Below are 24,755 nucleotides of genomic sequence, written 5' to 3' on the forward strand. Positions count from 1 at the left end.
AAGCTACCGACTTCGCTGGCGAGCAGTTTATTCACTACGCAAACCTTAGTCACACCAAATTTCAGGCAATAAAAAACCCGCACAAGGCGGGTTTTTTTATTATCAGCGGTGCTTATCTGCTCAGACTATTGTCTTCATCGCTATTGTAAGCGCTGCTGATAATGAGCGCGGCTTACAGCGGAGTAACGTTGCCCGCTGCTGGGCCTTTGGCGCCATTTTCGATGGTGAAGGAAACTTGCTGACCTTCATCAAGAGTTTTGTAGTTGTCGCTCTGGATTGCAGAGAAATGGACGAAAACATCCTTGCTGCCATCGTTAGGAGTGATAAAGCCAAAACCTTTATCAGAGTTAAACCATTTTACTAAACCAGTCATTTTGTTAGACATAGATAATTCCTTAATTGATGAGCCACTTGTAGCGGCGAAAATTGGCCTGAAGTGAAAGATTTACTTATTGGGCACTTAGGAGGAGGCTCTCGAAGAAGGATATCTAGGGATAACACTTGAACTGAGGACTGCTTTACTAAAACTGCTTTCATAAGGTCTGTGTTCCAAACCGATGACGCATTAAGACATAGCGATAATAATTTAGCAACGAATATGTTTATTTATTTTAACCATTTAAAGGCCTGGATGGCTGAACGGCCGGTTACGCTTCATCTTTGGCTGCGCTTTGCCGCGCCGGTCATCGCCGTATGGTTTGTTATCTGCGTAATGATGCTACTGATTGGCGTGGCGATTATCTGGGGACCGTTCTGTTAAAAAACTAAGGAGCCCACATTGGGCTTCTCGATCTCTTTTGACATGTTTAAAAAAACGCATTTTATCGACATATCTCTTTGGCGTGTTTTGGTTGAAAGCGCGATAACAGCTAATCCAGGTCATTTCCTATAGCAATAACAAGCAACTATAATCTTACCGGTTAAGTGGCTTGATCTGCTTGGTGAGCACGTCAGCTTTTCCACTCCTTTTCGCGGCGGTGAATTTCAGAGGCATACATGATGCGTACTCTTCAGGCGGCCTGGTTGCTTACTCTGTCCATGTTTGTCTGTCCCGCCTCGGCGGCCAACACGATCAGCGATGGCTGGGAATGGCTCAAGCAGGACGTTTCACAAACCTGGCAGGAACCGCAGTATTACGATCTCTATCTGCCTTTCATCAGCTGGCATGCTCGTTTTGCTTACGATAAAGATAAAACCGATAACTACAATGAAACGCCATGGGGCGGCGGGTTGGGCGTCTCGCGCATCAATGAAGACGGTAACTGGAGCGCGCTCTACGCGATGGCGTTTAAAGATTCCCATAACGAATGGCAGCCGATCATTGGTTATGGCTGGGAGAAAGGCTGGTATCTGGATCAATCGCGCGATTTTCGTCTCGGTCTCGGGCTAACCGCCGGCATTACCGCGCGCGATGACTTCGCCAATTACGTGCCGCTGCCCATCGTGCTGCCACTGTTCTCCGCCGGTTATAAACGTTTCAACGTGCAGTTCACCTATATTCCCGGCACTTACAATAACGGTAACGTGCTGTTTGCCTGGGTTCGCTATGCCTTCTGATTCCGTCAACGCGTTGCATAAAGATCGCATCAGCAAAGTGCTCAAGCGCGTAGCGTTAGGCTTGCTGGTTTTGCTGGTGATGTTCCTGGTGATCCGTGGTTATCAATCCGAACAGGGACCGCCGTTGCATCGCTGGCATACGTGGTCGGCGGATGAAATGTCGGTGGATGAGATTGATCACGCCAGCTTCGCGGATTATCTGACGCGTGAAGCAGCGATTTTCCACGACATGAAGCTCAACGTGACCGACCAGCTCAGTGACGATGAGAAAACGGCGCTCAACCGCTTTAACGCGCAAAGCCCGGTTTATCCGGCGCGATTCGACACCGACTGGAATCGCTCATATATCCTCGAGCCAGAAGGAAAAGCGAAAGGTGCGGTGGTGCTGCTGCATGGATTAACCGATTCGCCGTACAGCATGCGCTATCTGGCGCAGGCGTATCAGCAGAAGGGTTTTGTGGCGGTAGTGCCGCGGCTGCCGGGACACGGCACGGCGCCCGGTTCGCTCACCAAAGTTGACTGGCAAATGTGGATGGCGGCAACCCGCTTAGCGGTGCGCGAAGCGACACGCCTGGCGGGTAGCAACGTACCTTTGCATCTGGTTGGTTATTCGAACGGCGGCGCGCTGGCGGTGAAATACAGCCTCGATACGTTGCAAAATAGCGCGCTGCGCAAGCCGCAACAGCTGGTATTGCTGTCGCCGATGATTGGCGTCACCGCTTATGCGCGCTTTGCTGGCTTAGCCGGCTGGCCAGCCATCATCCCCGGCTTCGCCAAAGCGGCGTGGCTGAGCATCATCCCCGAATACAATCCTTTTAAGTACAACTCGTTCCCGGTACGCGCGGCGCGGCAATCGTGGCTGCTGACTCAGGCGATGCAGGATCAGCTGCTGCATGTGATTCGCGGCGGCAGCATGCCGGCGTTTCCTCCGGTGCTGACCTTCCAGTCAGTGCTGGATTCCACCGTCAGCACCCGCGCAGTGGTCAATGCGTTCTATCGCTATCTGCCGGATAACGGCAGTGAACTGGTGATGTTCGACGTCAACCAGGCGGCGAACTTGCGCGCGCTGTTCAGGCCCGCGCTCTACTCAGCGGTCAATAATTTGTTGCCGCCTGCGCCGCGCCGCTATGCATCAACGGTCATCACTAACGCGTCACCGACCACCTATCAAACCGTGGCGCGCATTACAGCGGCGGATCAAACGCAAGAGATCGTGCGTTCGATGCATGAAGCCTGGCCGCAGGATACCTATTCGTTATCGCACATTGCCGTGCCGTTCCCGCTCAGCGACTCGCTGTATGGCCGCGAGCCAACGGAAAAGAATCGCTATGGCATTAGCTTTGGCACCATGTCGCTGCGCGGTGAAACCGCCAGCCTGATCGTTGGGCTGGATACGCTGATGCGCAACACTTCCAATCCGTTTTTCGATTACATGATGTTGCAAATCAAGGGGCGCATTGACTGCAGCAGTCAGAGCAATCTGCCGGCCTGCATCAAAGCGTTATGACTTTTTTCAGCCAGCCGCTGGCGAGGATCACTCTGGAGAGCAGCACCGAAGCGGCAAAGGTCACGGCAATCAGCGTCAGCTTAGTCGCCAGCGAGGTGATGGGAATCAGCGCGGTGAGCAGATGGAAAACCGAGTAGTGAAGAATATAGACGCCGGTCATGGTTTTGCTGATGGTCGCCAGAATGGTCTCTTTAACCGCCACATTGCGGCGAAAGCGCACCTGACTGGCGGCGATCACCAGCACCACCACCAGCAGATAAATCTGCGAGCCAGTGAGAATAAAGGCGTTGCGATCGGCTTTAAATAGCGCAAAGAAAAAGTGCTGCTCATAAAACCAGGTAAACAGATAGATAAAGGGCAGGGCGATCACGGCGCCGCGCGCCACCTTTTTGCGCTCCATCCAGTCATTAATCAGCGGATCGCACAGCAGCTGGCCGGTTAAGTAAAACAGCAGCCAGGTCCAGAGCCGATACTGCGGTTCAAGCCGGAACAGCGGGTCGTCCGGATGCAGCACCGCCAGCAAATCGTAGCAATATGAGAACGCCAGCAACGCAAACACCAGTGCAACGAACGCGCGTCGATGCTGGCTAAGCCAGATCATCAGCGGGTGAAAGCTGTAGATGATAATGAACGAGAAGATGAACCATGGCTGGATCAGGTAGCCGCGCTGATACGGTTCCCACAGGTAATAGACCGTCATCCAGAACAGAAACACGATCACCAGATTGCGAATCTTGCCCATCTGCCAGTTTACATCCTGCTCGGAACGGGCATCCATAATCCCGGCGACGACAAAAAAAAGCGGCGTGGCGATGGTGGAGATAAAGGTCAGAAACGCCAGAATCCAGTGATAATCGTAATCGTAGCGATCCCAGGTGTTATACACGGTAAAAAACGTCACCGCCGTCATACATCCCAGCGTTTTAATCACGTTGAGGCCAGTCACATTCATGATGCAGTCGCCACCTGTTGGCGATGGAAGCAGGCGTAAATCACCGGCAGCACCAGCAGCGTCAGCACCGTGGCAAAGCCAAGACCAAACATGATCACCACCGCCATGCTCTGGAAGAATACATCGCGCAGTAGCGGCGCCAACCCAAGCACGGTTGTGAAGGCGGTCAGCAGAATAGGGCGCAGACGCGAAGTGGCGGCGTAGATGATCGCTTCAACCTGCGGCTTCAACAGCTTCTGCTGTTCAATCTCTTCGACCAGCACAATGCCGTTACGAATCAGCATGCCGCTCAGACTTAGCAGCCCGATTAACGCCATAAAGCCAAACGGAATCCCGGTGATCAAAAAGCCCGGCGTTACGCCAATCAGCGCCAGCGGCACCGTCAGCCAGATAGCGACGGCGTTTTTCAGCGAGCTAAACATCAGCACGGTGATCATAAACATCACCAGATAACCCAGCGGCAGCGAAGTAAACACGCCTTGCTGCGCTTCACTGGAGCTCTCCGCATCGCCGCCCCACTCAATGCTGTAGCCGTGCGGTAGCGGGATCTGCTCAATCTGCGGCTTCACGCGCGCCACAATATCGCCGGAGGTATCGTTGCTGAGCGGATTCGGATCGGTCTGCACGGTGAGTACGCGGCTGCGATCGCGGCGCAGAATCAGCGGGTCTTCCCATTGCAGCGTAAAACCGCTCACCACGTTGCTGAGAGGGATGTACTGCTGCTGGCTCTGGCTCCACACCAGCACGTTATTGAGATGATTAGCGTCCTGACGTTCACTGGCCGGTGGCCGCACAATAACCGGCAGCAGGTCAGCGCCTTCACGATACAGCCCAACGCGGCTGCCGGTGAAATTCATCTCCAGCGCGTTATCCACTTCCTGCTTATCGACGCCCAGCTCGCGGCCCAGCGCCAGATTGAACTGCGGGCGAATTACCTTGCTGCGGTTTTGCCAGTCATTGCGCACGCTGTCGGTGGCGGGATCGGCGGTGAGGATGTCGGCCACCTGGCTGGCGATCAGGCGCATTCTGTCAGGATCGGGGCCTTTGATACGCACCTCAATTGCGCTGCCGCCTGAAGGGCCAAACATCACGCGTTTGGTGCTGGCATTCACCTGCGGATACTGGCGCGCAATATAGGCATCGATACGGTGTGACAGCGCGGCGATATTACGCTGATCGTCCATGCGCACCATGATTTGCGCATAATTGCTGTACTGACGCTGCCCGTTGTAAGTGAGGATAAAGCGCATGCTGCCCTGGCCAATGGTGGTGACGGTAGACACCACGCCTTGCTGCCCGGTAATCGATTTTTCAACGTCGCTGGCCATCTGCTCGGTGGCGTTGATATCGGTGCCGTACGGCAGCCAGAGATCGACGAAGAAGATCGGCGTATTGGCTGAAGGGAAGAAGTTTTGCCGCACCGATCCAAAGCCCCAAATCGCCAGCGCCAGCAGCACCGCCATCAGCGAAAGCGTGAGGGTTTTTTGCCTGAGCAACACCTGCAAGATGCGCTGATAAAGGCGATAAAAACCGCCGTCATAAGGTGAAACTTCAGCCGCAGCTTTAGTAGGTTCCTGTGTTTTAAACAGCCACCATTTGATCAGCACTGGCGTGATAGTGAGCGCCGAGAACCAGCTCAGCAGCAGGGAAATCAGCAATACCTGAAACAGCGATTTGCAGTACTCGCCGGTGGAATCCTGCGAAAGACCAATTGGCGCAAACGCCAGAATGGCGATAATCGTCGCGCCCAGCAGGGGGAAGGCGGTGCGGCGAATCACAAAGTTGATGGTGGTCATCAGCGGCGAGTTTTGCTGACGCGCGATCAGCACGCCTTCGACAATCACAATTGCATTATCCACTAGCATGCTCAGCGCGATAATCAGCGCGCCCAGCGAGATGCGCTGCAACTCAATGCCGCACAGATACATGATCAGCAGCGTGCCCAGCACATTGAGCGCCAGCGACAACGCGATGATAATGCCGCTGCGCACACCCATAAATATCAGCAGCACGCCGACGACAATCGCCAGCGCCATCAGGAAGTTGGCTATGAAGCCATTCACCGAGTGCGCCACTTCGGCGGCCTGATCGTAAAACACATTGATCTGAATGCCCGCCGGTTTTTCTGCCGACATCTGCTGCAGTTTGGCCTCCAGCGCGCGCCCGACATCAATCACATTCACACCGGGAATAAACGAAATTCCCATGGTGACCGCCGGACGTCCGCTGGCGTGGTAAATGCTGGCGGGCGATTCGCTCAGCCCGCGCGACAGCGTAGCGATATCGCGCAATCGGGTGGTGGCGTGATCGCCCGGCGGGCTGACCAGCAAGTCGCCCAACTCCTCGATGTTTTGAAACTCGCCGGTCGGATGCAGACGGATCGATTCCGTGCCGGCTTTGATGTCGCCCGCATTGGAGACCACGTTGAGCCGACTTAGCACGCTGGCGAGCTGCGGCAGCGTAATGCCGCGCGCGGCCATCATCGTTAAGGAGACATCGATATTAATTTGCTGCGGGATCACGCCGCCCAGCGCCACTTTACCGACGCCCGGCACCAGCACCAGTTCACGTCGCAGCTGTTCCGCGTATTGCACCAGTTCCGGATTACTGAAGTTGTCGCCAGAAATAGCGAAGAAGAAACCAAACACATCGCCAAAATCATCGTTAACGAACGGCGCGGCTACGCCGGGGGGAAAGAAACGCGCCGCGTCGCCGACTCTGCGCCGCAGTTCATCCCAGATTTGCGGCAACGCGTTGGAGTGATAACGCGAGTCTATGTTGACGGTAATCTGTGACAGGCCGTTGGAAGAGATGGAGCTGACATTGTCCAGATAGGGCAACTGCTGCAGCGCATTTTCCAGTGGCAAGGTGACTTCCTCTTCCACCTGCTGAGCAGACGCGCCGGGATAGTGGGTGACAACCACCGCAGTCTTAATGGTAAATGCCGGATCTTCCAGACGGCCAATATTGAGCAGAGCAAAAATGCCGCCGACGCCCAGTAACAGAATCGCCAGCCAGACGCGGACCGGATTGTCGATAAACTGCCGGGAGATATCCATTACAGCCCCCGCTCACGCGTCCAGATGCGTACCGGTTGTTGAGCATGCAGCTCGTTGACGCCAGCAGCGACCACGCGTTCACCGGCGTGCAGCCCGGCAGTAATCACCACGCCGCGATCGGTCACTTCGCCCACGCTGACTTTGCGATCCTCTAACTTCAATTGATCGCCGCTGCCTTGCACCACCCAGACATGCGGCTCGTTGCGCTGGCTGTTATCGGGATTGAATACCGCTTCCACCGGCACCACTAACGATTCGCGATTCACGTTGGCGGGTAGATTGGCGAGGTTAATCGTCACCGTGCCACTGACGCCGCCCACCGCCGGGAAATCGGCCGGGCGCGGCATAGTTAAAATGATCTGCCACGTCAGCGAGTTGCTGTTGCTGCTGCCGGTGTGCTCTTTGTACTCGGCCTGGAATTCGCGATCCGGCAATGAGTTGATGCGCACCACCGGGCGATAGGTCAGGTTGCGCATATCCAGCGCGGTAAACAGGTTTTCCGGTACGCTGAACACCACGTCGAGCAGATCGTTGCGAGTCAAGGTGGCGATGGTTTGTCCGGCGGCAACTACCTGATGATTGCGCACGTTAACCGCGGCGGCCACGCCGCTGAACGGCGCGGTTAGCGTCATCTGGCTTAACTCCTCACGGGCAATTTGCAGCGCGGCATTGGCCGCATCGCGGTTGGCGCGCTGCACGTCCATGTCTGCCTGCGAAATCGCCTGGCGGCCGGAGAGCGTCTGGAAGCGGGCAAATTGCCGCTGGGCAAGCGTGGCGGCGGTCTGGCGCTCATTAACGCGCTGCTGCGCTTCCCGCGCCGTAAGCCTGGCGATGAGCTGGCCCTGCTCGATGCGGTTGCCCTGGCGAATATCCAGCGATTCAATCTGTCCTGCACGTTTGAACGACAAATCGGTGGAGTCGCCGGATTCAATGCGCGCCGGGAAGATACGTTGCTGAGATTCGCCGGATGCCACAACTTCAACGACTTTCACCATGCGCGGCGGTGGCGTGACTTCCTGTGTTTTTTGATCGCAACCCGTTGTTAAAAATATAACAATGGCAGCCAGCGTAATATAACGAGTCACTGTTTTATCCTCAGCAACAACGAATCCATTGTTGGCAATATTGTGAGTGGATAATTAATTACCAAGCATAGAGACAACCGCGTAGGTGAATAGTCCTACGGCGGAGCAGGTAACGATCGCAATGACAACATAAAGACTCAGTCGGAGCAGGCTATAACCATACATCGTTGCCTCCATTAACTATGACCACAGAAAAACTGCGCCATCGCCTTAAAAGGTGAGAAGTATTAACAGGATGTTTTTGTTATCGATGAGCATAGACGCAGATGTCAAAAAAAGTAAAGGCAGATGGCTTGTAATATTTTTGATGAAATTAACCAGATTTAAATCCAGTAAAGCTCATTTTTCTAGGTATTAAATCCGTAATCTCGATATAAAATATCAGTGTAAAGTAACCTGAATATTGGCTTTAAATTTCCCAGCCTTATGAATTATCACACTATATTTTTATTATTTTCCGCGATCGGATAAGTCTGATGAGATAAATGGTTTCCGCCTCGCGACTTTTATTGAGAAATGAATGCGTTGAATATCCCTGTGCTACGTTTATAGCGTTCATTTTACAAAATACTTTCAATTTCGTATAGAAAATAGGGCTGCTTCATTGCCGCTGAGCAGCCATTAACTACATATATTTCAATCTGAAACGGACCGCTTCTTCCACCGGATGAATCAGGTCTGATCTTTTCGTTCAATGGCGACTTGTTAAATACGGGATATCACCGCCTTGATTTCCGAAACAGGATTTGAGGAGAAAGCGATGAATACTGCTAAACCGGAAAGTACCTATTATCAACTTTCTGTCGATGAAACGCTGGCCAGTACGCAAAGTTCCACCGAGGGAATCAGTAGTGCTGAAGCGGCGGCGCGCCTAACACAGTACGGGGAAAATGCCCTGCCACAGAAACCCGGCAAGCCGGTTTGGCTACGTTTTCTCGCTCACTTCAACGATGTGCTGATCTACGTTTTGCTGGCCGCCGCGCTGCTGACTGCCGTCATGGGACACTGGGTCGATACGCTGGTGATTCTCGGCGTGGCGGTGGTGAATGCCCTGATTGGCCACATTCAGGAGAGCAATGCGGAAAAATCCCTGGAAAGTATCCGCAATATGCTCTCCAGCGAAACGGTGGTGATTCGCGCGGGAAATCACGAGACGCTGCCCACCACCGCGCTGGTACCGGGTGATGTGGTGGTGATCCGCGCCGGCGACCGCATCCCGGCGGATCTGCGCGTCATTGAGGCGCATAACCTGCGCGTCGAAGAAGCGATTCTGACGGGCGAATCCACTGTGGTCGAGAAGAGCACGGACGCGCTCATCGGCGAGCTGCCGCTGGGCGATCGTACCAATCTGCTGTTCTCGGGCACCACCGTTAGTTCGGGCGGTGGCAAAGGGCTGGTGGTTGCTACCGGTGGCGCCACGGAACTTGGGCACATCAACCAGATGATGTCCGATATCGAAAAGCACCGCACGCCGCTGCTGGTGCAGATGGATAAACTCGGTAAAGCCATTTTCCTGATCATCCTGGCGATGATGGCCGCGCTGTTTGTCTTCAGTTTGCTGTTCCGCGATATGCCGGTTTCAGAGCTGATGCTGTCTCTGATTAGCCTTGCGGTGGCATCGGTTCCCGAAGGGTTACCGGCGATTATCTCGATCATTCTGTCGCTTGGCGTGCAAACCATGGCGAAGCAGCAGGCGATCATCCGCAAGCTGCCTACCGTGGAAACGCTGGGCGCGATGACGGTGATCTGCTCAGATAAAACCGGCACGCTGACCATGAATGAAATGACGGTGAAAGCGATTATCACCGCCGATCAGATTTACCGCGTTGATGGCGTGAGCTATGAACCGGTGGGCGCCATCCATAAAGCCGATGACGCTGTGCCGGTGAAAGTGGCGCAAGGCTCGATCCTCGAGCGCTATCTGCGCACCATCGATCTGTGTAACGACAGCCAGCTGATTAAAGACGAAAACGGACTGTGGAAAATCACCGGCGGCCCGACGGAAGGCGCACTTAAAGTGCTAGCCGCCAAAGGACATCTGCCTTCAGTCACCACCGAACTGCGCAATAAAATCCCCTTTGATTCGCAATACAAATACATGTCGACGCACTATCTGGTTGGCGATGAAGAGTGCGTGCTGCTGACCGGCGCGCCAGACGTACTGTTCAGACATTGTCAGCAGCAGCAAACAGAAGCCGGATTGCAGCCGATCGATCTGCCGTGGTGGGAAGCCAAAATTGAGGAGTATGCGCGCGAAGGATTACGCATGGTGGCGGCGGCCTGGAAACCGGCCACGCCAGGACAAACTGAGCTGACGCATCAGGATTTGCATCAGGGCATGATTTTGCTCGGCATCGCCGGGATGATGGATCCACCGCGACCGGAAGCCATCACCGCGATTGGCGACTGCCTGCAAGCCGGCATTCGCGTGAAAATGATCACCGGCGACCATCCGCAAACTGCGATGAGTATCGGGCAGATGCTGGGAATCGGTAACGCCAGCACCGCCATCACCGGACGCGAGCTGGAAGTGATGGATGACCAGCAATTGAGTGAGGCGGCGCAGGCGTACGACATCTTTGCCCGTACCAGCCCGGAAGATAAATTCCGTCTGGTGCAGGCGCTGCAAAGCAAAAAAGAGGTGGTCGGGATGACCGGCGATGGCGTTAACGATGCGCCCGCGCTGAAGCAGGCGGATGTCGGTATCGCCATGGGGATTAAAGGCACTGAAGTGACTAAAGAAGCCGCCGATATGGTACTGACGGACGATAACTTCGCCACTATCGCCAGCGCGGTGCGGGAAGGGCGCCGTGTCTATGACAACCTGAAAAAGACCATTTTGTTCATCATGCCGACCAACCTCGCGCAGGGCTTGCTGATCATCATTGCCTTGCTGGCCGGTAACTTAATTCCGCTGACGCCGGTGTTGATTCTGTGGATGAACATGGCGACTTCCGCCACGCTCTCCTTCGGCCTGGCATTTGAAGCGGGTGAACAAAATATCATGCGTCGTCCGCCGCGCGATCCCAAGCTGCATGTGATGGATGGTTTCGCCATCTGGCGCGTGATTTTTGTCGGTTCGATGATCGCCATCAGCGCCTTTGTGCTGGAAGCCTGGCTGCAACCGCGCGGCTATTCACCAGAATTTATTCGTACCGTGTTATTACAAACGCTGGTGACGGCGCAGTGGTTCTATATGCTGAACTGCCGAGTTTCTGACGGCTTCTCATTGAGCAAAGGTTTGCTGATGAATAAGGGCATCTGGATCGTCAGCGGCGTGCTGTTAGTTTTGCAATTGCTGATTATTTACGCGCCCTTTATGCAGGTGCTGTTTGGTACCACCGCGCTACCGTTACGCTACTGGATTATTACGCTGATCATTGGCTTCGTGATGTTTTTTATTGTCGAAATCGAAAAACCATTAACGCGGAGATTCAGAATCAATTAATAGCGAGTGACATTCAGGCCGATGCAATCACGGCCTGAATGTTTTTCGTCACTTGACCTCAAACAAGGCCCAGCGCACAGGTTTTTCTCTATAATACATTTTGTATAGGATGAAGGATCTTAATAATGGGACTGAACGAGTTTCCTTTATGGCCGAGGCTTTTGCGCGTATTGTTAATTCTCGCCACGCTGACCATAATTCTCACCGGTATCTATCTGGCATCGGCATTAATTAATCAGGTGATGCTGTCATTGTTTCTGGCGATTATGCTCGATCCGTTAATCAGTCGGCTCGAAATAAAACGCGTGCCGCGTCTGCTTTCATCGCTGCTGGTGATTGTGCTGCTGTTACTGGTGATTGTGTTCACCATCATCAAACTTACGGTATTAACCCCCGATTTAATCCAGCTCAGCCGCCAGGCACCGCAGTTACTGGCCGAACGCTTCGAGCCGGTGACGCAGACATTTAGTCATTTGGGCCTGGTTTTAACGCCCAACGACATGCTGGCGTTTGTTGATGCGGGTGCGGTGGTGCGCTTTGTCACGGGTTTTCTCACGCAAATACCCAGCATTCTTTCCTGGTGGCTGATGGTATTTCTGATGCTGTTTTTCATGCTGTATGAAATGAGAAATTTAAAAATCCTGCTACGCAAACAGGCCGAAGGGAAATATCAGCGCTATTATGTGGCGCTTGAAGAGGGTGTGCAAAGCGTTATCGTTTATGCTCAGGTTAAAACCCTGACCAGTATTGTCGGCGGCATTATTGTCTGGGCGGGTGCTCATCTTCTTGGCCTGAAGTTCGCCTTTTTCTGGGGTGTGTTGATGTTTGTCTTCAACTATATTCCGGTGCTGGGTTCATTTATGGCGGCCATCCCGCCAGTGCTGCAAAGTTATATGCTGTACGATATCCAAACCGCATTGGTGGTCGCACTGTTCTTCGTGGCGTTGAATTTGATTCTGAGTTCAGTCATTGAGCCGTTTTTATTGGGCAAACGATTGAATATGGCGCTTACCACACAGCTGCTGGCGTTTCTTATCTGGCAATCCTTGTTGGGCATCATCGGTGCAATTCTGGCAATTCCGCTGACGTTTATGTTGAAAAAGATATTACTGGCGAGCGCTGGGAATGAAAAGCAGGGAGAGCATTTAACAAACCTGTCGCCATAAATGGCGATTCGCTTATTATTTTCTCAATGGTGAGTGCGCAGGCCGGCCGGGGCTTCAGTGCGTGTGGTTGAAAACGGCTACATTGTGAGAGGCGCTGGCGCGTCTGCTGCGGCGAAAGGGCTATCCGCAGCGCTGAGGCTTTTACGTTGGGCCAGGAGCCTCACGCATGGATGCGTGAGGCAGTTCGGGGCCGGCCAGGACGGCCGATCCCCGAACGGTCCGTCGGCACAACGTGGAAGCCGAAGGCACCGCGCTAGCGGCGCGAGGACGGCCCGTGACGCAGCAGATGCGTCAGTGCCCACACGGATAATACGGACTCAAGGCAAAATTTCACGCTCAAGACTTTCTACCCCGATAAAAGGTTTGATAAAGCACCGGCAACACCAGCAGCGTTAGCACCGTGGCGAATCCCAAACCGAAAATGATCACCACCGCCATGCTCTGGAAAAACACATCGCGCAGCAGCGGTAGCAGGCCGAGCACGGTGGTGAAGGCGGTGAGCAGAATCGGGCGCAGACGCGACGTTGCGGCATCGAGAATCGCTTGCTGTAACGGCTGATGCCGCGCCAGCTGGTGCGTTTCCTCAACCAGCACGATACCGTTACGAATTAACATGCCTGACAAACTCAGCAAACCAATCAACGCCATAAAGCCAAACGGAATGCCGGTGAGCAGGAAGCCGCAGGTGACGCCAATCAGCGCCAGCGGCACGGTAATCCAAATCGCCAGCGCATCGCGCAGCGAATTAAACATCAGCACGGTAATCACAAACATCGCGAGGAAACCTAACGGCAGCGAGCCAAGCAGGCCGCTTTGGGCATCGCGCGAACTCTCCAACTCGCCACCCCATTCCAGATGATAGCCGGCGGGCAACTTCAGCTGATCGATGGCCGGCTGCACGCGCGCCACAATCTCTGCGGCGGTGCGGCCGCTGGCGGGATCGGGATCGGTTTGCACCGTCAAGACGCGCATGCGGTCGCGGCGCATTATCAGCGGATCTTCCCATTCCAGCTGGAAATCGCTCACCAGATTGGCCAGCGGCACATAACGCTGCTGCGCCTGACTCCACACCTGAATATTGCCAAGATGGTCGATATTCTGCCGCTCCAGCTCGGAAGTCTGCAGCATGATCGGCATCAGCCGCGAGCCTTCGCGCAGCAAACCGACGCTATCACCGGTGAAGTTGATACGCAGCGCGCGGTCGATATCGCGCTTGTCCACGCCCAGCTCCTGACCACGCAGCGGCGAATACTGTGGACGAATCACTTTACTGCGCGCCTGCCAGTCATGGCGCGGCGGAAACGCGCTGCCCTCGGCGAGGAAAATGCCGTCTATCTGGCTGGCAATCTGCCGCAGCGTAATGGGATCGGGGCCGGTCACGCGCAGCGCAATGGCGCTGTCGCTGGCACTGCCGAAATTGATGCGTTTGATGCGCTCCGTCACCTGCGGAAAGTGCTCGCGGATGTGCTGCTCGGTTTGCTGCGCCAGCATTTCCAGCTGCTTTGCGTCCTGCACGCGCACCATGATCTGCCCGTAATTGCTGTACTGACGCGTTGCATCGTAGGTCAGCGTAAAGCGCATCGCGCCCTGACCAATGGTGGTCACGGTACTGCTGACGCCCGGCTGCTGGTTGATCCAGCCTTCAATCTCGCGCGCGGTTTGTGCGGTGTAATGGATGTCGGTGCCATACGGCAGCCACAGATCGGTGAAGAAAATCGGCGTATTGGAGGCGGGGAAGAAGTTCTGCTTCACGTAGCCGAAGCCATAGACCGAGGCGGCCAGGCACGCGGCCATCAGCACTAAAGTAGTGATGCGGAAGCGCAGCAGCGTGGTGAGTACGCGGCGATACAGGCGAAACACCACGCCCTGATACGGCTGCGTGGTCTCTTTGCTGATCGCCTGGCGACCATCCATCCACTGCACGAACACCGGCGTCAGCGTCAGCGCGGTAATCCAGCTGAGCAGCAGAGAAATCAGCAGCACCTGGAACAGCGATTTGCAGTATTCGCCGGTGGAATCCTGCGATAAACCAATCGGCGCGAAAGCGATAATGGCGATCACCGTGGCGCCGAGCAGCGGCAGCGCGCTGCGTTTCACCATCTGCATCATCGCCTGTTGCAACGGCTTGCCGCGCTGGCGATCGACCTTGATGCCTTCAACCACCACGATCGCGTTATCCACCAGCATGCTGAGGGAGATAATCAGCGCACCCAGCGACACGCGCTGCAGCTCAAGCTTAAACAGATACATGATCAGCAGCGTGCCTAGCACATTGAGCGCCAGCGAGGCGGCGATCACCATACCGCTGCGGACGCCCATAAACAGCAGCAGCGTGCCCACCACAATCGCCAGCGCCATCAGAAAGTTATTGATGAAACCATCCACCGACTGCTTCACTTCCTGCGCCTGGTTATAAAACACGTTCAGGTCGATGCCGAGCGGTTTGGCCTGCTGATGCTGCTGAATTTTGGCGCTTAACGCATCGCCGACATCAATCACGTTGACGCCAGGCGCAAACGAGACGCCCATCGCCAGCGCAGCATTGCCGTTGGCGTGATAGAGATTGCCCGGCCGATCGGTAACGCCATAGCTGAGCGAGGCGATATCGCGCAGCAACACTTGCTGGCTGCTGCCGGGCGCAGAGATTGGCAGCGCACCGATCTCATCCAGTGAGTGAAACTCGCCGGTCGGATGGAAACGAATCGCTTCATTGCCGAGGCGAATCTGGCCCGCATCGGAGACGGCATTGACGCTGTTGAGCAAAGCGGCCACGCGCTGTGGCGTCACGCCCAGCGCCGCCATCTTCTGGCTGGAGAGCGTGATATTCACCTGCTCCTGCTCAATACCGGCAATCGCCACTTTCGCCACGCCCGGTACCAAATTCAGCTCACGCCGCAATTGATCGGCGTAGGTGCGCAGCTCGCTGTTGGTGAAGTTCTCGCCGGAAAGGGTAAAGAAGTAGCCGTAGACATCGCCAAAGTCGTCATTCACCAGCGGCGCGCTGACGCCGGGTGGAAACTGGCGCGTGGCATCGTCAACGCGGCGACGCAATTCATCCCACACCTGCGGCAAGTCGTCGGCGCGATAGTGGCTATGAATCGTAACGGTGATCTGCGACAAACCGTTGCTGGAGATCGAACTGACGTTGTCGAGCGACGGCAAGCGCTGCAAGGCGTTCTCCAGCGGCAGCGTCACTTCCTCTTCCACCTGCTGCGCTGACGCGCCGGGATAGTGCGTCACAATCACCGCTGATTTAATGGTGAAAAGCGGATCTTCCAGACGGCCAATATTGAGCAGCGCAAAAATGCCGCCCACGCCGAGCAACACGATCACCAGCCAGCTGCGAATCGGGTATTTGAGAAACTGTTCCAGCAGGCGCATCACAAACCTCGCTCGCGTGTCCATAGGCGCACCGCCTGACCATCACGCAGATCGCTGACGCCCGCGACCACAATGCGATCGCCCACTCGCAGGCCGGAGAGAATTTCGATGCCCTGCGCATTGAGTTTTCCCACCACCACCGGCTGCTGCTGAACGTTAACCACATCACCGTCACCGCTGATCAGCCACACGTAAGGCTGATTCGGCAGGCTCTGATCCGGGTTAAACACCGCGTTGGCCGGCACGCGCAGCAGCGGCGTGCCGTCGGAAGTGGGCAAGTTATGCATCTGCACTTTCACCGTGCCGCTCAGTCCGCTGACCTGCGGTAAATCCGTTGGACGCGGCATCGTCAGCACCACTTGCCAGGTTAGCGTGGCGGCATCAGCTGCTGCACGATGCTCTTTATATGCCGCGCGAAACGTGCGGCCTGGCAGCGCATTCAGGCTGATCTCTGGCTGATAACTCACGTTTTGCACGTCAAGGCTGGTGAACAGGTTTTCCGGCACGCTGAAAATCACATCCAGTACATCGTTGCGGCTGATCACCGCCACCGTTTGTCCGGCGGTAACCACCTGATGATTTTGTGAGGCCACGCTGGTGACGATGCCGTCAAACGGTGCGCGCAAGGTGTGATAATCCAGCTCCTCTTTGGCGATGTTGAGCGCCACGGCGGCCGAGTCGCGGTTCGCCTTTTGCACATCCATGTCTGCTTGCGAAACCGCACTGCGCGTGGCCAGCGCACTGAAGCGCTGATACTGACGATCCGCCAGCTGGAATCTGTTCTGCTGATCGTTGACGCGCAGCTGCGCATCGGTATCGATCAGTCGGCCAATTACCTCGCCAGCCTTCACATGGCTGCCTTCACGCACCTGCAACTGCGCCAGCCGCCCGGTACGCTTAAACGCCAGTTCGGTGTAATCGCCCGCCGAAATACGCGCTGGAAATACCCTGACTTTCTCTGTGGTATTTTCCGTCAGTGTTAGCGCTTTAATTACGCGAGGTGCGCTGAGTTCATCACCGCTTTTATTGTCACAACCGATCAAAACCAAACAAATTACAAGTGCGCCCAGCACTGGCCAATTATTCATGCCCCTGCCTCAATAAGAAAGAAAGGGCGGAAATATGCCATTTCCTGAAAGAGGGAATAATGACCCTCCGCAAAATAAGGGTCATTAGGTGGAAACAATTGTGCGTTTAAGGTTGGTTTAATTTAGCGATGTCTGGCGAAATCAATTATGCCACCATGCGCGAAACCACATGATAAGAGAGTAAGCCGATGGCGGTAGCTGATGATACCGCAATGATAATAAAGGAAATGATCATCGGTATTGTCAGGTTGTGTAATTTATTCATAATAATTCCCCCTATGATTAATACATTTCGAGATGAAACTAAAATTAATATGTGTCATGTACCTTTCTATTTGCTTTTAAATAATAACATTACGCAATCAGTGCTATCACTATTAGCATCACACTTCTGAATCGGTAAAAACATGACCACGGTCAGTATGCTTCGGGAAAATATAATTAAAATGTGGTTTTTATTTTCGCACGCTTTTTTATTTTCAATTCAATGTCACGGGGTTAATTATGACCGTTATTCCTATTCAGCCAAAACGTCCGGAAGCATCCGCGCGTCCCTATTATCAGCAGGATAACGCCGCCGTATTTAAAGCCATCAACAGCTCACCCGCGGGGTTAAGCACAAAAGATGCACAGCAACGACTGGACGCCAACGGGCCGAACGTGCTGCCGCAAAAAGCGGAAAAATCACTGCTGATGCGTTTTCTGGCACATTTCAAAGATGTGCTGATTTACATCCTGCTGGCTGCGGCGGTGATCACCGCGGTGATGGGCCATTGGGTAGATACCTTTGTGATTCTCGGCGTGGCGGTGATCAACGCCCTGATCGGCTTCATTCAGGAAAGCAACGCCGAAAAGTCGCTGAAAAGCATCCAGAACATGATGTCCAGCGATGCCATGGTGCTGCGCGACGGCCAGCAGATCACCATCGCCACTCAGGATCTGGTGGTCGGCGATGTGGTGATGTTGCGTCCCGGCGATAAGATCCCGGCGGATTTGCGGCTGTTCGAGGTGCACAATCTGCGCGTCGAAGAGGCAATTCTGACCGGCGAATCCACGGTGGTATCAAAGAATACCGTGGCACTTGAGGGTGAAAAAGGGCTCGGCGATCGCCTGAATCTGGCCTATTCCGGCACCACCGTCAGTTCAGGTACCGCGCTGGGCGTGGTGATTGCGACCGGCGGCGACACCGAGTTGGGCCACATCAATGCGATGATCTCCGCGATTGAAGAGGCGAAAACCCCGCTGCTGGTGCAGATCGACAAACTCGGAAAAGCCATCTTCGGCATCATCATGTTGATGATGGCGGCGCTGTTTGTGTTTGGTTATCTGCTGCGCGACATCGCGGTGACGGAGCTGCTGCTGTCGGTAATCAGCCTCGCGGTAGCGGCGGTGCCGGAGGGTTTACCGGCGATTATTTCGATCATTCTGTCGCTTGGCGTGCAGTCAATGGCACGCAATCACGCCATCATTCGCAAGCTGCCGACGGTCGAAACGCTCGGTGCCATGACGGTGATCTGCTCGGATAAAACCGGCACGCTGACCATGAACGAGATGACGGTGAAAGCGGTGGTGCTGGCGAACAGCCAATGGCGCATCAGCGGTAACAGCTATGAGCCTAAAGGTGAATTTACCCTTGAAGCGGGTCAGCAGAGCGATGCGCTGATGCAGGGCTTCCTGCAGGTGGTGGATATCTGTAACGAAAGCCAGCTGCGTCAGGATGCCAACGGCAACTGGGGCATTGTCGGTGGCCCAACCGAAGGGGCGCTGAAAGTGCTGGCCGCCAAGGCGGGCATTCACAGTGACAAGGTGCAGATTCTGAGCAAGCTGCCGTTTGACTCGGCCTACAAATACATGGCGGTGAGCTGCCTGATTGATGGCAAACCGTGCCTGCTGATGACCGGCGCGCCTGATGTGTTGCTGTCGCTGTGTCAGCAGCAGCAGGGTGCTACCGATGCGGAAGTGATTGATCGCGAATATTGGGAAGCGGCGATCACCACCTACGCCAGCGAAGGGTTGCGCACGGTTGCCGCCGCGTGGCGCTGGCTGCCGGAAGCGCAGCACCACATCGATCATGAGGATTTACGCAACGGCATGAAGATGCTGGGCCTGGCGTGCATGATGGATCCGCCGCGTCCGGAAGCCATCACCGCGATTCGCGACTGCCAGCAGGCAGGGATTCGCGTGAAGATGATCACCGGCGATCACCCGGAAACCGCGATGGCGATTGGCCAGATGCTGGGCATTGGTAACAGCGATTCTGCCATCACCGGTTATCAGCTGGAGCACATGGATGATGCCGAGTTGGGCGTGGCGGCGCGTGAATACGACATTTTTGCCCGCACTAGCCCCGAGCATAAGCTGCGTCTGGTGAAAGCGCTGGAGAGCAGCGGTGAGATCGTCGGCATGACCGGTGATGGCGTCAATGATGCGCCCGCGCTGAAGCAGGCCAACGTTGGTATCGCGATGGGCATCAAAGGCACCGAAGTGACCAAAGAGGCGGCGGATATGATCCTCGCCGACGACAACTTCGCCACTATCGCGGCGGCGGTGAAAGAGGGCCGACGCGTCTACGATAACCTGAAGAAAACCATTCTGTTTATCATGCCGACCAACCTCGCGCAGGGATTGCTGATCATCATTGCGATTCTGATGGGCAACCTGCTGCCGCTGACGCCGGTGCAGATTCTGTGGATGAACATGGCGACCTCGGCAACGCTGTCGTTTGGTCTGGCATTTGAACCGGCAGAGCGCAACATCATGCGCCGCCCGCCGCGTAACGCACGCAGCCCGGTGATGGACGCTTACGCCATCTGGCGCGTGATCTTCGTCGGCCTGCTGATTTCGATTAGCGCCTTTGTGCTGGAAGCCTGGCTCCAGCCGCGCGGCTACACGCCGGAGTTCATCCGCACCGTGCTGCTGCAGATGCTGGTCACCGCGCAGTGGGTTTACATGCTGAACTGCCGTAACAGCAACGGATTCTCGCTGGATGCCGGCTTGCTGAAAAACCGTGGCATCTGGCTGGTCACCGTGGTGCTTATCGCGCTGCAGGCGATGATTATCTATGTTCCATTGATGAATACGCTGTTTGGCACCGCGCCATTGCCGTTCAAATACTGGCTGATTTCGCTGGCGGTGAGCGCTGGGATCTTTGTGCTGGTGGAGATAGAGAAGCGCCTGACACGCGGCTGGCGCCTGGCTCGTTAACGTATGTTGGCTGGCGCCATGCCAGCCAACCCTTTTTCATTCGGCGGAAAACGCTGATTCACGCTGCATCACCAGACTGAGCGCAGCGGGCAACACCGTCAGCGTCATCAGCGTTCCCACCAGCAATCCACCAATGATGGCGTAGGCCATCGGCCCCCAAAACACCTGATGCGAGATGGGAATCATGCCTAAAATCGCGGCGCAGGCGGTGAGAAGAATCGGGCGGGCACGATGCTCAGCCGCTTGGCTTACTGCATCGTTGCGCGACATGCCAGCACGCAGATTGCTATCGGCTTCCATGATCAGGATCACCGCGTTGCGGATGATCATGCCAGCCAGCGCAATCATACCGAGCAGGGCGACAAATCCCATCGGCGTGCCGCTGGGCAGCATCGCCAGAACAATGCCAGGCAGTCCAAAAGGCGCCATCGACAATGCCAGCAACATGCGCGATACGCGTTGCAGCTGCACCATCAGCAGTATCAGCATGACAAACAACGTCACCGGTAAAACGGCAAACACTGAGCCGTTACCTTTATCCGATTCGGCAACCGTGCCCTCTTCATCAAGGGTGTAACCCGGCGCTAATCCGGCACGCAGCTGCTGGACATCTGCGCTGAGCTGCGCGGATGTGGTCTCCGCTTGCATGCCCGCCGCTACATCAGTTTGTACCACCACATAGGGAAAACCCTGGCGACGCCACATCACCGGATCCTGCAATCCCCACTGCAGTGTCGCAACCTGGCCGATGGCAATCTTCGCGCCTGACGCGGTGGTCAGTTTCAGCGCAGCGAGGCTGGTTAAATCCAGCCGGTCCGCATCGTTGGCGCGCAACAGCACATCAACCAGCCGGTTATGATCTCTCACGGTAGTCACGCTTTGACCGGACCACACGCGGTTCAGCAGCTGCGCGATATCCTGTGAAGAGACGCCAGCCGCGCGGGCTGCGGTTTGGTTCACCGCAAAGGTGATGACGCGTTCCGGCTCGCCCGCTGTCAGGTTTACGCTGCGCGTCGCGCGGGATTGCCCGAGGATGCTGGCCAGCTTTTCCGCATACTGTTTCACCCGCTCGTAGTGCGGCCCGCTGATGCGATAGCGGATCGGCCAGCCAACCGGCGGACCCAGTTCCAGCGGCGATACGCGCGCCACCACATCGCTGAAATCGCGTGCCAGCAGGCGATCGAGTTCAGCTTTCAACCGATCCCTCGCCGCCAGATTTTTGGCTACCACGACCAGCTGGGCGATGTTTTCATCATCGTTCAGCACGTCCATCGGCAGATAAAAACGCACGGCGCCGCTGCCGCTATAGGAGGAGAAATGGTCGATATTGGTGTTGCCGCTGAGTTTCGCTTCGAGCTGTTCTACCACGCTTAAGGTGCGCGCCTGCGAGGCGTTCGCCGGCAGCGTGAGGCTGACCAGCAGCTCCGGGCGATCGGATGCCGGGAAAAACTCGCCCTGCAGGTGGCTCATGCCCCAGATGGCGAGCAGCAGCGATGCGCCCGCCAGGCCGAGCGTCAAGCCTCGATGGCGTAACACCTGTGAAACCAGACGGCGATAGAGGCGCAGCAACCAACCGGGCTTAGCGTGCGATTTACCTGGCCTTGATGCCAGGATCCAGCTGCCGGTCAGCGGAGAGAACAGCACCGCAACGACCCATGAACTGAGCAGCGAGATCAGCACCACCACAAACAGCGAGTAGCAATACTCTCCCGCGCCGGACGCGGCGAAGCCGACGGGAATGAAACCGGCAATCATCACCAGCGTGCCGGTGAGCATCGGAAATGCGGTGGTTTCAAAGGCTACTGTAGCGGCGCGCCAGCGGGAATCACCGGCTTCGAGTCGGGCGACCATGGTCTCCACCGCGATCATCGCATCATCCACCAACAACCCCAACGCGATGATCAGCGCGCCAAGGGAAATGCGTTGCAGCCCAATGCCCGCCAGCATCATGCCGGTAAAGGTCATCGCCAGCACCAGAGGAATCGCCGCCGCCACAACTAAACCGGCACGCAGCCCGAGCGAGACGAAAGAGACGGCCAGCACGATAAAGATGGCTTCACCGAGCACCCGCACAAATCCGCTGACCGCGTCGTTGACCACCCGCGACTGATCCGCCACTTTCGTTACCTCAATTCCGTGCGGCAGTTGGCTGGCAATCCGCGACATTTTGTCCGTTAACGCGTGGCCAAAATCCAGCATATTGCCGGTCGGCGCCATGGAGATCGCCAGCCCAATCGCTGGCTTACCGTTGACGCGATAGAGCGGCGTTGGCGGTTCCGCCGCCACACGCGTCAGCGTGACGATATCGGTCAGGGGAATGTAGCGATCGTTGATGTGCAGCGTCACGGCGCGCAGGCTCTGTTCCGAGTTGAAGGCACCGCTGACGCGCAGCGCGATGTTATCGCTGTTGGTGCGAATGACGCCTGTGGGTGACAAGGCATTCTGCGCCTGCAAGGCATCGGTGACCTGTTGCAGGCTCAGGCCCATTCCCGCGAGCTTGCGCGGAGAGAAGCTCGCCACAATCTGCTGCTCCTGCACGCCGAGCAACGTAATTTTGCCGACATCCGGTACGCTCATCAGCCGATCGCGAATCGACTCAACGCGATCGCGCAGTTCACGCGTGCTGAATCCTTCCGCAGTAAAACCGTAAATCGTGCCAAAGGTATCGTCAAAATCATCATTGACCGCCGGTGCCGCAACGCCCGCAGGCAGCGCGGAGCTGACATCCTGCATTTTCTTGCGTACCTGATACCAGATGTCCTGCACTTTGCCGGGCGGCGTGCTGTCGCGCAGATTGACAAAGATAACGGTTTTACCGGGATGCGTTTCGCTCTGCACGTAATCCAGATAGGGCACTTCCTGCAGCTTTTTCTCCAGCGGTTCAGTCAGCAGTTGCACCGTATCGTCGAGATCGGCACCGGGCCACTGCGCGGAGACCACGGCGGTTTTGATGGTAAAGGCGGGATCTTCGTTGCGCGGCAGCGCCTGATAGCTGAGCACGCCAGCGCCAAGGATCATCAGCATCAGAAAAGCCATCAGCTGTTGATGAGCCAGCGCCCAGGCGGAAAGATTGAATTTATCGCGTGCGGAAGGTTCACTCATGGCTGCTCATCTCCCCGCGCAACCGCTTCGCCATCGCGCAGTGTGCTGACGCCTGCCGTGACCACGCTTTCGCCTGCCGTGAGACCACTGGCGATATAGACTTCGCTGGCGGTGAAGCGGGAAATCACCACCGTGCGGCGTGTGACCTTGCCGCGCTGCGCATCCAGCACAAACACCGCTGGTTTGTCCGCCAGGCGCGTCAGCACGGATGCAGGAAGGATAAAGGTGCGGGGATCGCTCTCCGGTAGTGCCACGCTGACGCTGGCGCCCAACAGCATCGCTGGCGGTGGATCGTCTAGCGTTAATCGAACCCGCCAGGTCCGCGTTTGCGGGTCGGCCTGCGGGCTGATATCGCGCAGATGCGCCTGCGCGGTGATCGCCGGTGAAGAGAGCAGAGTTACGCGAAAGGTATCGCTGGGGAGCGAGGAAAATGCTGCCGGGAAAGGCACATCCAGAACCACATCCCGCCGCGCACCGCTTGCCAGTGACATCACCGTTTGACCGGTGCTCACGACCTGTCCGGCAGAGGCGCTGACGGCGGTGATCACGCCGCTAAAAGGAGCCGTCAGCTGCGTCCAGCGTAGATTTTCCTGCGCGCTGTTGAGTGCGGCTTCGCTGCTTTGCAGGTGCGCCGCAGCGGATTGCCAATCGGATTGCGCGCTGTCGAGCTGCGCCCGTGCAATCGCACCGGAAGGCATCAACTGTTTCATACGATGTAGATTCAGCGCCGCAACGCGTTCAGCTGCCCGCGCGCTGTCGGTGTCCGCCATCGCGCTGCGTAACGCATTGGCGGTAGTGCTGCTCTCTAACGTTGCCAGCACCTGACCGGCGTCAACACGATCGCCCACTTCGGCAGGGCGCGTCAGAACCCGCCCATCCAGCCTGAAACCCAATGATGTTTCGTCGTGGGCATGAATATCGCCGGTCATCTGCACCTGTTGCCCTTCCAGGGCGGGCTTCACGGTGATGAATTTTACCGGTCGGGGAGGCGCGGGTGGTAAGGGATCGCGTGGCCCGCAGGCAGTCAGCGACAAGGCGATGACCACCATGCAGGGCAACAATGGCAGTAACGTTATCAGGCGTTGTGCATCGATAAGATGGTCGGCGGCCTGTTTGACCAGGCCGGTGAAAGAGTCAGTCATGGCGCCACTCCGTACAAGGATTTGGCGCCATTAAAACGGCGAACTGTCGAGATTCGTTGTACGG

The 24,755-nt window shown here is 56.0% G+C and carries 14 protein-coding genes; 6 read left to right on the top strand and 8 right to left on the bottom strand.

Annotation, left to right across the window (positions count from 1 at the left end; genetic code table 11):
- Positions 1–172 precede the first annotated feature (172 nt).
- Positions 173–385 (bottom strand): RNA chaperone/antiterminator CspA, encoded by a 213-nt coding sequence (gene cspA / locus K5Y30_RS17155; protein ID WP_007885867.1) that lies wholly within the window; start codon positions 383–385, stop codon positions 173–175.
- A gap of 246 nt (positions 386–631) precedes the next feature.
- Here cspA and K5Y30_RS24865 point away from each other — a divergent pair, with 246 nt between their 5' ends.
- From K5Y30_RS24865 to K5Y30_RS17165, 3 genes are all read left to right on the top strand, one after another.
- Positions 632–760 (top strand): hypothetical protein, encoded by a 129-nt coding sequence (locus tag K5Y30_RS24865; protein WP_255602586.1) that lies wholly within the window; start codon positions 632–634, stop codon positions 758–760.
- A 278-nt stretch (positions 761–1,038) separates the two neighbouring features.
- Complete coding sequence (gene pagP, locus K5Y30_RS17160) at positions 1,039–1,557, top strand: lipid IV(A) palmitoyltransferase PagP (RefSeq protein WP_255606709.1); 519 nt, start codon at positions 1,039–1,041, stop codon at positions 1,555–1,557.
- On the top strand, positions 1,547–3,064 hold the full coding sequence (locus K5Y30_RS17165; protein WP_222212391.1) for a carboxylesterase: 1,518 nt from the start codon (positions 1,547–1,549) through the stop codon (positions 3,062–3,064). The genes pagP and K5Y30_RS17165 overlap by 11 nt, the downstream gene beginning before the upstream one ends.
- Here the strand turns inward: K5Y30_RS17165 and K5Y30_RS17170 are convergent.
- From K5Y30_RS17170 to K5Y30_RS17180, 3 genes are read right to left on the bottom strand one after another with little or no spacing between them, the layout of a single operon-like run.
- Complete coding sequence (locus tag K5Y30_RS17170) at positions 3,051–4,016, bottom strand: acyltransferase (protein WP_222212393.1); 966 nt, start codon at positions 4,014–4,016, stop codon at positions 3,051–3,053. The two genes, K5Y30_RS17165 and K5Y30_RS17170, sit on opposite strands and share 14 nt — an antisense overlap.
- Positions 4,013–7,075 carry an efflux RND transporter permease subunit gene (locus tag K5Y30_RS17175; protein WP_222212395.1) on the bottom strand — a complete coding sequence of 1,021 codons (3,063 nt, stop codon included), beginning with the start codon at positions 7,073–7,075 and terminating at the stop codon, positions 4,013–4,015. Before K5Y30_RS17175 ends, K5Y30_RS17170 begins: the two co-directional genes overlap by 4 nt.
- A complete protein-coding gene (locus K5Y30_RS17180; RefSeq protein WP_255606710.1) occupies positions 7,075–8,070 on the bottom strand; it encodes an efflux RND transporter periplasmic adaptor subunit in 996 nt (331 codons plus the stop codon). Before K5Y30_RS17180 ends, K5Y30_RS17175 begins: the two co-directional genes overlap by 1 nt.
- Positions 8,071–8,920: 850 nt before the next feature.
- Between K5Y30_RS17180 and K5Y30_RS17185 the strand changes: the two genes are divergently transcribed.
- On the top strand, positions 8,921–11,608 hold the full coding sequence (locus tag K5Y30_RS17185) for a cation-transporting P-type ATPase (protein WP_222212399.1): 2,688 nt from the start codon (positions 8,921–8,923) through the stop codon (positions 11,606–11,608).
- A 125-nt stretch (positions 11,609–11,733) separates the two neighbouring features.
- Positions 11,734–12,774, top strand: coding sequence for an AI-2E family transporter (locus tag K5Y30_RS17190; protein ID WP_222212401.1), 1,041 nt, complete (start codon positions 11,734–11,736; stop codon positions 12,772–12,774).
- Positions 12,775–13,110: 336 nt separating this feature from the next.
- Here K5Y30_RS17190 and K5Y30_RS17195 read toward each other — a convergent pair whose 3' ends face one another.
- Together K5Y30_RS17195 and K5Y30_RS17200 are read right to left on the bottom strand one after the other, a co-directional pair.
- Positions 13,111–16,155: an efflux RND transporter permease subunit gene (locus tag K5Y30_RS17195; protein ID WP_222212735.1), complete on the bottom strand. Its 3,045-nt coding sequence runs from the start codon at positions 16,153–16,155 to the stop codon at positions 13,111–13,113.
- A complete protein-coding gene (locus K5Y30_RS17200) occupies positions 16,155–17,243 on the bottom strand; it encodes an efflux RND transporter periplasmic adaptor subunit (protein ID WP_222184162.1) in 1,089 nt (362 codons plus the stop codon). Before K5Y30_RS17200 ends, K5Y30_RS17195 begins: the two co-directional genes overlap by 1 nt.
- 504 nt (positions 17,244–17,747) lie before the next feature.
- Between K5Y30_RS17200 and K5Y30_RS17205 the strand changes: the two genes are divergently transcribed.
- Positions 17,748–20,447, top strand: a complete 2,700-nt coding sequence (locus K5Y30_RS17205; protein ID WP_222212403.1) for a cation-transporting P-type ATPase — start codon at positions 17,748–17,750, stop codon at positions 20,445–20,447.
- 36 nt (positions 20,448–20,483) lie between these two features.
- Here the strand turns inward: K5Y30_RS17205 and K5Y30_RS17210 are convergent, their stop codons facing one another.
- Both K5Y30_RS17210 and K5Y30_RS17215 read right to left on the bottom strand, forming a co-directional pair.
- The gene (locus K5Y30_RS17210) at positions 20,484–23,549 is read right to left on the bottom strand and encodes an efflux RND transporter permease subunit (RefSeq protein ID WP_222212405.1); all 3,066 of its coding nucleotides are present in this window, start codon (positions 23,547–23,549) and stop codon (positions 20,484–20,486) included.
- Positions 23,546–24,691 carry an efflux RND transporter periplasmic adaptor subunit gene (locus K5Y30_RS17215; RefSeq protein WP_222212407.1) on the bottom strand — a complete coding sequence of 382 codons (1,146 nt, stop codon included), beginning with the start codon at positions 24,689–24,691 and terminating at the stop codon, positions 23,546–23,548. The genes K5Y30_RS17210 and K5Y30_RS17215 overlap by 4 nt, the downstream gene beginning before the upstream one ends.
- Positions 24,692–24,755 lie beyond the last annotated feature (64 nt).

The sequence above is a fragment of the Pantoea sp. DY-5 genome (assembly GCF_019795955.1).
Taxonomy (GTDB): domain Bacteria; phylum Pseudomonadota; class Gammaproteobacteria; order Enterobacterales; family Enterobacteriaceae; genus Pantoea; species Pantoea leporis.

Bases quoted from the DNA above. Each gene is read 5' to 3' on its own strand.
- cspA (WP_007885867.1), bottom strand. From the start codon at position 385: ATGTCTAACAAAATGACTGGTTTAGTAAAATGGTTTAACTCTGATAAA.
- K5Y30_RS24865 (WP_255602586.1), top strand. From the start codon at position 632: ATGGCTGAACGGCCGGTTACGCTTCATCTTTGGCTGCGCTTTGCCGCG.
- pagP (WP_255606709.1), top strand. From the start codon at position 1,039: ATGTTTGTCTGTCCCGCCTCGGCGGCCAACACGATCAGCGATGGCTGG.
- K5Y30_RS17165 (WP_222212391.1), top strand. From the start codon at position 1,547: ATGCCTTCTGATTCCGTCAACGCGTTGCATAAAGATCGCATCAGCAAA.
- K5Y30_RS17170 (WP_222212393.1), bottom strand. From the start codon at position 4,016: ATGAATGTGACTGGCCTCAACGTGATTAAAACGCTGGGATGTATGACG.
- K5Y30_RS17175 (WP_222212395.1), bottom strand. From the start codon at position 7,075: ATGGATATCTCCCGGCAGTTTATCGACAATCCGGTCCGCGTCTGGCTG.
- K5Y30_RS17180 (WP_255606710.1), bottom strand. From the start codon at position 8,070: ATGGTGAAAGTCGTTGAAGTTGTGGCATCCGGCGAATCTCAGCAACGT.
- K5Y30_RS17185 (WP_222212399.1), top strand. From the start codon at position 8,921: ATGAATACTGCTAAACCGGAAAGTACCTATTATCAACTTTCTGTCGAT.
- K5Y30_RS17190 (WP_222212401.1), top strand. From the start codon at position 11,734: ATGGGACTGAACGAGTTTCCTTTATGGCCGAGGCTTTTGCGCGTATTG.
- K5Y30_RS17195 (WP_222212735.1), bottom strand. From the start codon at position 16,155: ATGCGCCTGCTGGAACAGTTTCTCAAATACCCGATTCGCAGCTGGCTG.
- K5Y30_RS17200 (WP_222184162.1), bottom strand. From the start codon at position 17,243: ATGAATAATTGGCCAGTGCTGGGCGCACTTGTAATTTGTTTGGTTTTG.
- K5Y30_RS17205 (WP_222212403.1), top strand. From the start codon at position 17,748: ATGACCGTTATTCCTATTCAGCCAAAACGTCCGGAAGCATCCGCGCGT.
- K5Y30_RS17210 (WP_222212405.1), bottom strand. From the start codon at position 23,549: ATGAGTGAACCTTCCGCACGCGATAAATTCAATCTTTCCGCCTGGGCG.
- K5Y30_RS17215 (WP_222212407.1), bottom strand. From the start codon at position 24,691: ATGACTGACTCTTTCACCGGCCTGGTCAAACAGGCCGCCGACCATCTT.